This is a genomic window from Actinomadura sediminis (genome assembly GCF_042675525.1).
GTDB classification, from domain to species: Bacteria; Actinomycetota; Actinomycetes; order Streptosporangiales; family Streptosporangiaceae; genus Spirillospora; species Spirillospora sediminis.
In genome coordinates, this window is the sequence record NZ_JBHTJA010000172.1 from 1 (window position 1) to 9,298 (window position 9,298).

The following is a 9,298-nucleotide window of genomic DNA, read 5'->3' on the forward strand; positions in this document are numbered from 1 at the left end:
CCCCCGCAACGACCCCGGCCACACCACCAGGAGCAGGGCCGTGACCCAAGCACGGCCCGAACGCGCCCGAGATGGCCCCACCCCCCGCAACGACCCCGGCCACACCACCAGGAGCAGGGCCGTGACCCAAGCACGGCCCGAACGCGCCCGAGATGGCCCCACCCCCGGCAACGGCCCCGGCCACACCACCGAAAGCGGGGCGGTCATCCAAGCGCGGCCGGAAGGCGCTCTGCGCCTGGAGGCCGTGCTTTTTCTCTCCCTCCGGAACCCGGGTGGGGATTCCGGCATCCAACTGAATGTCCCGTATTGCCGGTAGGTTGGTTCATCCGGCCGCGGCGGGCCGGGGAATCGCACAGGGAGGGCCGCGTGAGCGGATACGGAGGTACTCCGCCGTCGGGCTGGGACTCGCCCCACGGCTCGTCCCAGGGCTGGGATCCGAACGGCGCGTACGGGCAGTCCTACGGCTACGGTCCCGGCTATGGGTCCGCGCCCGGCTACGGGTCCGCGCCCGGGTACGGCCCGCCGGGGGTGCCGCACCGGCCCGCGAACATGACCAGCGCGATCATCGCGCTGGTCTGCAACAGCCTGGCGGTCGTGTCGTGCTGCAACGTGCTCGCGATCCCCGGCATCATCACCGGCGCGCTGGCGATCCAGCGGATCGAGAAGCAGCCCGAGTCGGCGCGCAGCCTCACGATCTGGAGCTGGGTGATCTTCGGCGTGACGACCGTGCTCGCCATCATCGTGATCGCCCTGCTCATCGCGGCCGACGTCGGCTCCGACCCCGACCCGTACTACCCCGACGAAGGCATCTGATCGGGGACCCGCGCCGGCGGTGACGTCCGGGCGGGGACGCGCAGGGCGAGCGACACCGCGAGCCCGGCGGCCATGCCCCCGGCGGCGAGCAGCACCGCGGTGCGGCCGCCGTCCGCGACCGCCGCGCGGAGCAGGTCGCCGGTGCGGCCGCCGGTCCCGGCGTTCGCGACGACGGTGAGGACGGCGATGCCGATCGCGTTCCCGAGGTTCAGCGTCATCGACGCCGTCCCGTTCGCGACGCCCTGCCGTTCGGGCGCGACGCCCGTGGACGCGGCGATCCACATCGCCGTCCACACGATCCCCTGGCCGACTCCGGACACCACCAGGCCCGGCACGGCCGTCGTGAACGCCGCGCCGACGCCGAACGCGGGGGCGAGGGCCACGGTCCCGATCACCCCGACGGCGAACCCGGCGACGAGCGTCCGCCGCGCCCCGAACCGGCCGACGAGCCGCGCGCCGAACTGGGTGCCGGACGCGATCGCGGCGGACGGCACGAGGAACGCGAGGCCCGCCTCCAGCGCGGTGAAGCCGTGGACGTTCTGGAACAGCACGGTCAGGAAGTACGGCAGCGCCCCGAACGTCCCCATGAACACGAACGTGACGGTCACGCCGACGACCAGGCTCCGGTTCCGCAGCATCGCGAACGGCAGGAGCGGGTCGGCGCTCCGGGACTCGATCACCGCGAACGCGACGAGGCCCGCCGCCGCGGCGACGAACGCGCCGAGGACGGCCGGTTCCGTCCAGCCGAGCTCCGGGCCCTGGACGAGCCCGAACACGAGCAGCGTCGCGCCCGCCGTCACGGTCAGCGCGCCCGGGAGGTCGAACCGCCGGGACGTCCCGGCCCGCTCGTCCCGCGGGATCACCAGCAGCGCGGCGGCGGCGACGGCCCCGGCCAGCGGGACGTTCACGTAGAACACCGCGGGCCAGCCGAACGCCTGCGTGAGCACCCCGCCGAGCAGCGCGCCGATCGTGAGGCCGCTCGCGCCGGCGCCGCCCCAGACGGCGAGGGCCCGGTTGCGCCGCGGCCCCTCCTCGAACAGCGTGGCGAGCAGCGCGAGGGTGGCCGGCAGCAGCAGCGCGCCGCCGATCCCCTGCACGGCGCGGGCGGCGACGATCACGGCCTGCGTGTCCGCGAGGCCCCCGGCCAGTGACGACAGCGCGTAGAGGGAGAGCGCGAGGACGAACACGCGGCGGCGTCCGAGCAGGTCGGCCGCGCGCCCGCCGAGCAGCAGGAAGCCGCCCGCGAACACCACGTAGGCGCTCACGACCCACTGCCGGGTCTGCTCGGAGAAGCCGAGGTCGGCGGCCAGTTCGGGCAGCGCCACGTAGACGATGTTGATGTCGAGCGAGTAGATGAGCTGCGCCGTCGCCAGCAGGGCGAGGGCCCAGCCGGGTCGGCGCACGGCCATGGACGTCATGTGTCTGGACGACCTCTCAGCAGGGGGACGAAAGATCCGACGACCGTCGAACAGTTCGAGAACATACGTACAGTCGAACTGTTCGTCAACTTACGAACAGTCGTACGGTCGCGTAGGCTGTCCCCCGTGATCGCTCAGCACCCCGAGCGCGAGCAGATCCTGCTGGAGAACGTCCTGTCCGCGCTCGGCAACCCGCTCCGGCTCCGCATCGTCCGGGTCCTCGCCGACGGCGGCGAGCAGTCCTGCGGCGTCATCCTGGACGACGTCTCCAAGTCGACGCTCACCCACCACTGGAAGGTGCTCCGCGACAGCGGCGTCATCTGGCAGCGCCCGTCCGGCCGGGAGAACCTGCTCTCCCTCCGCCGCGACGACCTCGAGGCCCGCTTCCCCGGCCTGCTCACGTCCGTCCTCGCCGCCACCGGCGCCTGACCCGGGAAGACACGCACGGTCCGCGTTCGTTGTGCCTACGGGTCCGCCGCGCCTCGGGTACCGTGCATCGGCGGGACACCCGCCATCCGAGCCACGAATCCCGACGGGGGCTGCTTACCTGTGTCCGACGGTCCGCTCATCGTCCAGTCCGACAAGACCCTGCTGCTCGAGGTCGACCACGACCTGGCCGACGCGTGCCGCAAGGAGATCGCCCCGTTCGCCGAACTCGAACGGGCGCCCGAGCACGTCCACACCTACCGCGTGACGCCCCTCGCGCTGTGGAACGCCCGCGCCGCCGGGCACGACGCCGAACAGGTCGTCGACACCCTGCTGAAGTTCTCCCGCTACCCCGTTCCGCACGCGCTGCTCGTCGACGTCGCCGACACGATGGCCCGGTACGGACGGCTCCGCCTGGAGAAGCACCCGGAGCACGGGCTGGTCCTGTCGTCGTCCGACCGGTCCGTCCTCGAGGAGGTCCTCCGGGCGAAGAAGATCAAGGGGATGCTCGGCGACCGCGTCGGCGACGACGCGGTCATCGTCCACCCGAGCGAGCGCGGCGCCCTCAAGCAGGCCCTGCTGAAGCTCGGCTGGCCCGCCGAGGACCTCGCGGGCTACGTCGACGGCGAGGCCCACCCCATCGAGCTCGCCGAGGACGGCTGGGCGCTGCGCTCCTACCAGCGGGACGCCGCCGATGCGTTCTGGCACGGCGGCTCGGGCGTCGTCGTCCTGCCGTGCGGCGCCGGGAAGACGATCGTCGGCGCCACCGCCATGGCCCGCGCCAAGGCCACCACGCTGATCCTCGTCACCAACACCGTGTCGGCGCACCAGTGGAAGCAGGAGCTGATCCGCCGCACGTCCCTCACCGAGGACGAGATCGGCGAGTACACCGGCACGAAGAAGGAGATCCGGCCGGTCACGATCGCCACCTACCAGATCATGACGACCCGCCGGAAGGGCGCCTACGCCCACCTCGAACTGTTCGACGCCCGCGACTGGGGCCTGATCGTCTACGACGAGGTCCACCTGCTGCCCGCGCCGATCTTCCGGATGACCGCCGACCTGCAGGCCCGCCGCCGCATCGGCCTCACCGCCACGCTCGTCCGCGAGGACGGCCGCGAAGGGGACGTCTTCTCCCTGATCGGCCCCAAACGGTACGACGCGCCCTGGAAGGACATGGAGACGCAGGGCTGGATCGCGCCCGCCGACTGCGTCGAGGTCCGCGTCACCCTCACCGACTCCGAACGCCTCGCCTACGCCACGGCCGAGCCCGACGAGCGGTACCGCTTCTGCGCCACCACCGACACCAAGACGAAGCTGGTCAAGGCCCTCGTCGACCGGCACGCCGGCGAGCAGACCCTCGTCATCGGCCAGTACATCGACCAGCTCGACGAGCTCGGCGCCCTCCTCGACGCCCCCGTCATCAAGGGCGAGACCCGCATCCGCGAACGCGAGCGGCTCTTCGACGCGTTCCGATCGGGCGAGCTGAACGTCCTGGTCGTCTCGAAGGTCGCGAACTTCTCGATCGACCTGCCCGAGGCGTCCGTCGCCGTCCAGGTGTCCGGCGCCTACGGGTCGCGGCAGGAGGAGGCCCAGCGTCTCGGCCGCCTGCTGCGCCCGAAGGCGAACGGCCAGGGCGCCCGCTTCTACGCCGTCGTCGCCCGCGACACCCTCGACCAGGACTACGCCGCCCACCGGCAGCGGTTCCTCGCCGAGCAGGGCTACGCGTACCGGATCGTGGACGCCGACGCCGTCCTGTCCGGCGGGGAGATCTGACCCGCCGGACAGGACGGCGTCACGCGGTCCTGCAGGGCTTGTGCACGCTCTCGGCCGCCTGCGCGATCACCTCGTCGAGGCGCTCCCGGGCGGCGGTGAGCTCGCGGATCTGCCCGTCGATGCGGTCCCGTTCCGCCGCGAGCCGGTCGAGCAGCTCGGGCGTCGCCCGGCCCGTCACCATGCACGGCACCAGCGGGACGATCGACCTGCTCGGCAGGCCCGCCGCGTAGAGCTGCCGGATCATCCGCACCCGGTCGACCGCGCCGTCCGGGTACGTCCGCTGCCCGCCCGGGCTGCGCTCCGGCTCCAGCAGCCCTTGCTCCTCGTAGTACCGCAGGGCCCGCGTGCTCACGCCCGCCCGCTCCGCCAGCTCCCCGATGCGCATCGCCACCTCCGGCGTGAGTCCCGCCACAACCACTTGCCTTTGACGTCAACGTCAAGTTTTAGCGTAGCGGCGAACGGGCGCGCACCGCGCCCCGCCGACACCGAGGAACACCCATGAAGATCGCCGGATCCACCGCCCTCGTCACCGGTTCCAACCGCGGGATCGGGCGGCACTTCGTCCAGCAGCTGATCGAGCGCGGCGCCGCGAAGGTCTACGCGACGGCCCGCCGCCCCGAGCTCATCGACCTGCCGGGCGCCGAACCGCTGCGGCTCGACATCACCGACCCCGCGTCCGTCCGGGCCGCCGCCGAGGCCGCCCCGGACGTCACCCTCCTGATCAACAACGCCGGCATCGCCACGTACACGAACCTGCTCACCGGCGACCCGGAGAACATCCGCCGCGAGATGGACACGCACTTCTACGGGACGCTCGAGATGATCCGCGCCTTCGCCCCCGTGCTCGCGCCCGCGGGCGGGGCGATCCTGAACGTCCTGTCGGTGCTGTCGTGGCTCTCCCACGACGGGGCCAACGCCTACAGCGCCGCGAAGGCCGCGCAGTGGAGCCTGACCAACGGCGTCCGCCTCGAACTCGCCGCCCAGGGCACGCAGGTCACCGGCATGCACCTCGGCGGCGCCGCCACCGACATGATGGCGGGCTTCGACGGCGACCTCCTCGACCCGGCCGACGTCGCCCGCGCCGGGCTGGACGGCATCGAGGAGGGCAGGCTCGAGGTGCTCGTCGACGACGCGAGCGCACAGGTCAAGGCCGCCCTGGCCGAGGACCCGAGCCGCCTCTACCCCCACCTCGCCGCCTCCTGACCGGACGCCCCCGGACGGCCGCCGCATCGACCACGGCGGCCGTCCGGGGCCCGGCGGCCCCAGTGGCGAGCACCTCCGCCCGCACGCCGAGGCGGCCGCAGGCGTCGTCCCAGAACTCGGCCGCGGCACGACCACCCTCACGATCGCCCGCACCCTCGCCGCCCGCCGCCTCACCGTCGTCCCCCTCGACATGCATCCCGCGAACGCCCTCTCCGGCGCCCCGGACGTCCGCCTCCTGGTCCCCGGGGACTCACCACGCCCGGCGCGCTCGCGTTCACGGGCCGCTCACCGAGGCGTCCCGGCGTCCCTCCGCGTCGACACCGACGTCCTCACCGTCCACGATCTCGACGAGGTCCCCGTCAAGCGCGCCGAGACCGCCGCCCGCCGCACCGTCGCCGTCCGCGACGCCGCCGAGTTCGGCCGGACCGGCCTCGGCCTCGTCTGCCCCGTCACCGGACTCGACGCGTCGTCACCGACCGGACGGCCCCCGCCCCGGCGGTCGCCCGCCTCCGCGACGCCGGCGTCGAAGTCCACCTGGTGTGACGCCGGACCTGCGGCGACACCCCGTCAACTTCTAGATCATCTATGCGACCTCCGGGCGAGCCGCCACGGCCACAAAGTCGATCTTGCATGGAGGCTCCGCGGCACGGGCCGCGGAGGAAGCGAGACGACATGACGAAGGTCAAGCGCACGGCCGCCGCCACCATCGGCGTCGCCGCGGCACTCACCGCCTCGATCGGCATGACCGGCACCGCGCACGCCTACACCCCCGAGGGCGTCTGCGGCAGCGGATACACCATCCGTGCCTCCGCCGCCATCGGCGAGGGCCCCAACGCCCGCGTCTACCTGCTCCGCAACGGCAACACCGCCTGTGTCGTCACGTTCAAGACCGGCGGCTCCGTCGGGAACAACGTGTCGATCAACGCCTGGGTCGAGGGCGGCCCGGGCACGCTCCGCGGCGACACCGGCCGGTACAAGTACTACGCCGGCCCCGTCAAGGTGACCGACAGCTGCGTCAACTGGGGCGGCCACTACGGCGAGTACTGGTGGAAGAACACCCCCTGCTGACTCCTCCCCCGCGAAGGCCCGGCCGGACCCGGCCGGGCCTTCCCGCGTTCCGATGAATTTCCGCCGCCCGTCCGGTCTCCTATGGTCATGACCGAACACGTGACCTCCGCAGACGGCACCCGCATCGCCTACGACCGTCTCGGCGACGGCCCGCCGCTCGTCCTGGTCGGCGGCATGTTCTGCGACCGCCGCACCACCGGCGACCTGGCGAAGTCCCTCGCCGAGCACTTCACCGTCTTCAACTACGACCGCCGGGGCCGCGGCGACAGCGGCGACACCGCCCCCTACGCCCCGGAACGCGAGGTCGAGGACATCGCGGCCCTCATCGCCGCCGCGGGCGGCACGGCCTGCTGCTACGGCGTCTCGTCCGGCGCCGCGCTCGCCCTGCGGGCCGCCGCCGCCGGGCTGCCGATCGACCGGCTCGTCCTGCACGAGCCCCCGTACGGCGCCGACGACGAGGAGAGCCGCACCCGCGCCCGCTCGCTCGCCGACGGCGTCCGGGCCGCCATCGCCGACGACCGCCGCGCCGACGCCGTCAAGATGTTCATGGCGGCGACCGGCATGCCGGACGAGATGGCCGCCGGCGTCGGCGCCGACCCCGGCATGCAGGCGCTCGCCCCCACCATGCCCTACGACCACGCGGTCGTGGGCGAGGACGGCGTCCTCCCGCGGGACGCGGCCCGCGCCGTCACCACGCCCACGCTCGTCCTGGCGGGCGACGGCAGCGCCCCGTTCTTCCGCGACACGGCCGTCCGCCTCGCCGAGATCATCCCGGACGCGCGCGTCGAGATCCTGGAGGGCGTCGGCCACGACGCACCCCCCGAGTCGCTCACCGGCCCCATCACAACGTTCCTCAAGGCATAACCCCGGCGCGAACCCGCGCCGGCACCGGGGGAGGCCCCGCGTTCCCGGGACGGGGCGTTCCCCGGTGCCGACCGCGCCCCGCCCGTCAGTCCCCGACGAGCCCGGACGTCACCTTGTGCAGCCGCCGCGCACGATCGGGGTCGAAGTCCTCCCCCTTGAGCGCGAGCGCCCTGCCGCGCACGAACGCCGACACCGCCTCGTCGGGCGGCTCGTCCAGCAGCCGGGCGATCGGCCCGATCGCCTTGCCCACCGGCTGCGCGAACACCTTCCCCAGCGTCCTGGTCAGAATCCGCTGCGGAAGGGGCAGCGGATCCGCCATACCCGTCCGGACGAACCCGGGGTTGTACAGGACGTAACGGGTGCGTGCGCCGGGATACAGGTCCGGGAAAGCGACGCCGAGCAGATCGTTGCACCGCGACGCCTGCATGGACGCGCGCATCCCCCTGTACCCGTCGCGCAACTGCAGGTCGTCCCAGTAGATCTTGCCGGGGAGGCCGCCCGGGCCGGCGATGTTCATGATGGCGGGCGCCTCGGCCCGCTCCAGCAGGTCCAGGAGCCCGTGGCCGATCACGTACCGGCTGAGGTACGCCAGCGCGAAGGTGAACTCCAGGCCGTCCTCGGTCTCCTCCCGCCGAGGCCGGAACCGCTGCGCGCCGAAGACCAGCCCGTCCACCGCACCGGACGTCGCCGCCACCTCGTCGACGACCTTCCGCATCCCCGCGAGCGTGCTGAGATCCGCCCGGACGAACGAGGCCCGCTCCCCGGCCCCCGCGCGCTCCGCCTCGTCCAGCAGCGCGCGTCCCTTCACCTCGCCGCTCGCCACGGCGATCACCCGGTCCCCGCGGCCGAGGAACCGCAGGGCGAGGCCCTTGCCCATGCCGTCCGTCCCGCCGGTGATCACGTACGTCCGCATGACACTCCCCAAGTCATCGACCGATGACATTGAGCGTAGGCAGCCCATTCTCGCCAAGTCAACATCTGATGACTTATGGTGACTCCATGACGGATGCCGCAGACTCGACGCCGCGCCGCCGGAACCGTGCCGCGACCCGCACCGCCCTCCTCGACGCCGCCCGGTTGCGCTTCTCCCGGCAGGGGTTCGACGGCACCGGCATCCGCGAGATCGCCGGCGACGTCGGCGTCGACCCGGCGCTCATCTCCCGGTACTTCGGCTCGAAGGAGAAGCTCTACGCCGAAGCCGTCCACGTCGACGTCCCGTCCGGCCTCGCCGCCGACCCGTACCGTCCGCTCCCCCACATCACCGACCAGTTGCTCCGCGATGTCGTCTTCGGCGACTGGCAGGAGTTCGACGGCGAACATCCGCTCCTGGTGATGCTGCGTTCCTCGGGGAACCCCGGGGTGCGCGAACAGCTTCGTACCCGGGTCTGCGGGGACTACCTCCAAGACTTCGCCGAGCGCCTCAACGGCGCGGACGCCGAACTCCGCGCCGAGCTGATCGGCGCACTGCTGCTCGGCATGGGCGTCATGCGGTCGGTGGTCCGCTCGCCCGCCCTGAGCGAGGCGTCCTTCGAACAGACCCGTGCCCTGGTCGCCCGACTCGTCCAGGCCCTCACCGAGCCCGCTCCCGGACGTCGCACGCAGCGATGACGGCCCCGCCTCACGCTCGTAAGCCCACAAAATGAGAAAGGCCCCACCATAAACGGTGAGGCCTTCCTGCAAAAAAGGTCCGGCGGCGTCCTACTCTCCCACACAGTCTCCCATGCAGTACC

The 9,298-nt window shown here is 72.6% G+C and carries 10 protein-coding genes; 7 read left to right on the forward strand and 3 right to left on the reverse strand.

Annotated elements, in window-relative coordinates:
- The first annotated feature begins 366 nt into the window (after nt 1-366).
- Entirely contained in the window at nt 367-813 is a 447-nt protein-coding gene (locus tag ACFQ11_RS36070; protein ID WP_378307152.1) for a hypothetical protein, read from the forward strand.
- Here ACFQ11_RS36070 and ACFQ11_RS36075 read toward each other — a convergent pair.
- On the reverse strand, nt 792-2,222 hold the full coding sequence (locus tag ACFQ11_RS36075) for an MFS transporter (RefSeq protein WP_378307154.1): 1,431 nt from the start codon (nt 2,220-2,222) through the stop codon (nt 792-794). The genes ACFQ11_RS36070 and ACFQ11_RS36075 overlap by 22 nt on opposite strands.
- Nucleotides 2,223-2,357: 135 nt before the next feature.
- Between ACFQ11_RS36075 and ACFQ11_RS36080 the strand changes: the two genes are divergently transcribed.
- Nucleotides 2,358-2,660: an ArsR/SmtB family transcription factor gene (locus tag ACFQ11_RS36080; RefSeq protein WP_378307156.1), complete on the forward strand. Its 303-nt coding sequence runs from the start codon at nt 2,358-2,360 to the stop codon at nt 2,658-2,660.
- A gap of 120 nt (nt 2,661-2,780) precedes the next feature.
- Nucleotides 2,781-4,433, forward strand: a complete 1,653-nt coding sequence (locus tag ACFQ11_RS36085) for a DNA repair helicase XPB (RefSeq protein WP_378307158.1) — start codon at nt 2,781-2,783, stop codon at nt 4,431-4,433.
- Between the two features lie 19 nt (nt 4,434-4,452).
- Here ACFQ11_RS36085 and ACFQ11_RS36090 read toward each other — a convergent pair whose 3' ends face one another.
- A complete protein-coding gene (locus ACFQ11_RS36090) occupies nt 4,453-4,845 on the reverse strand; it encodes a MerR family transcriptional regulator (RefSeq protein WP_378307161.1) in 393 nt (130 codons plus the stop codon).
- Between the two features lie 86 nt (nt 4,846-4,931).
- Between ACFQ11_RS36090 and ACFQ11_RS36095 the strand changes: the two genes are divergently transcribed.
- The 3 genes from ACFQ11_RS36095 (at nt 4,932) to ACFQ11_RS36105 (ending at nt 7,568) form a co-directional block, all read left to right on the forward strand.
- A complete protein-coding gene (locus ACFQ11_RS36095; RefSeq protein ID WP_378307163.1) occupies nt 4,932-5,636 on the forward strand; it encodes an SDR family oxidoreductase in 705 nt (234 codons plus the stop codon).
- Between the two features lie 672 nt (nt 5,637-6,308).
- Nucleotides 6,309-6,704, forward strand: coding sequence for a hypothetical protein (locus tag ACFQ11_RS36100; RefSeq protein ID WP_378307164.1), 396 nt, complete (start codon nt 6,309-6,311; stop codon nt 6,702-6,704).
- Nucleotides 6,705-6,791: 87 nt separating this feature from the next.
- Nucleotides 6,792-7,568 carry an alpha/beta fold hydrolase gene (locus ACFQ11_RS36105; protein WP_378307166.1) on the forward strand — a complete coding sequence of 259 codons (777 nt, stop codon included), beginning with the start codon at nt 6,792-6,794 and terminating at the stop codon, nt 7,566-7,568.
- Nucleotides 7,569-7,653: 85 nt separating this feature from the next.
- Here ACFQ11_RS36105 and ACFQ11_RS36110 read toward each other — a convergent pair whose 3' ends face one another.
- Nucleotides 7,654-8,481 (reverse strand): SDR family NAD(P)-dependent oxidoreductase, encoded by an 828-nt coding sequence (locus tag ACFQ11_RS36110; RefSeq protein WP_378307168.1) that lies wholly within the window; start codon nt 8,479-8,481, stop codon nt 7,654-7,656.
- A gap of 86 nt (nt 8,482-8,567) precedes the next feature.
- Here ACFQ11_RS36110 and ACFQ11_RS36115 point away from each other — a divergent pair, with 86 nt between their 5' ends.
- On the forward strand, nt 8,568-9,176 hold the full coding sequence (locus ACFQ11_RS36115; RefSeq protein WP_378307170.1) for a TetR/AcrR family transcriptional regulator: 609 nt from the start codon (nt 8,568-8,570) through the stop codon (nt 9,174-9,176).
- The last annotated feature ends 122 nt before the right edge of the window (nt 9,177-9,298 follow it).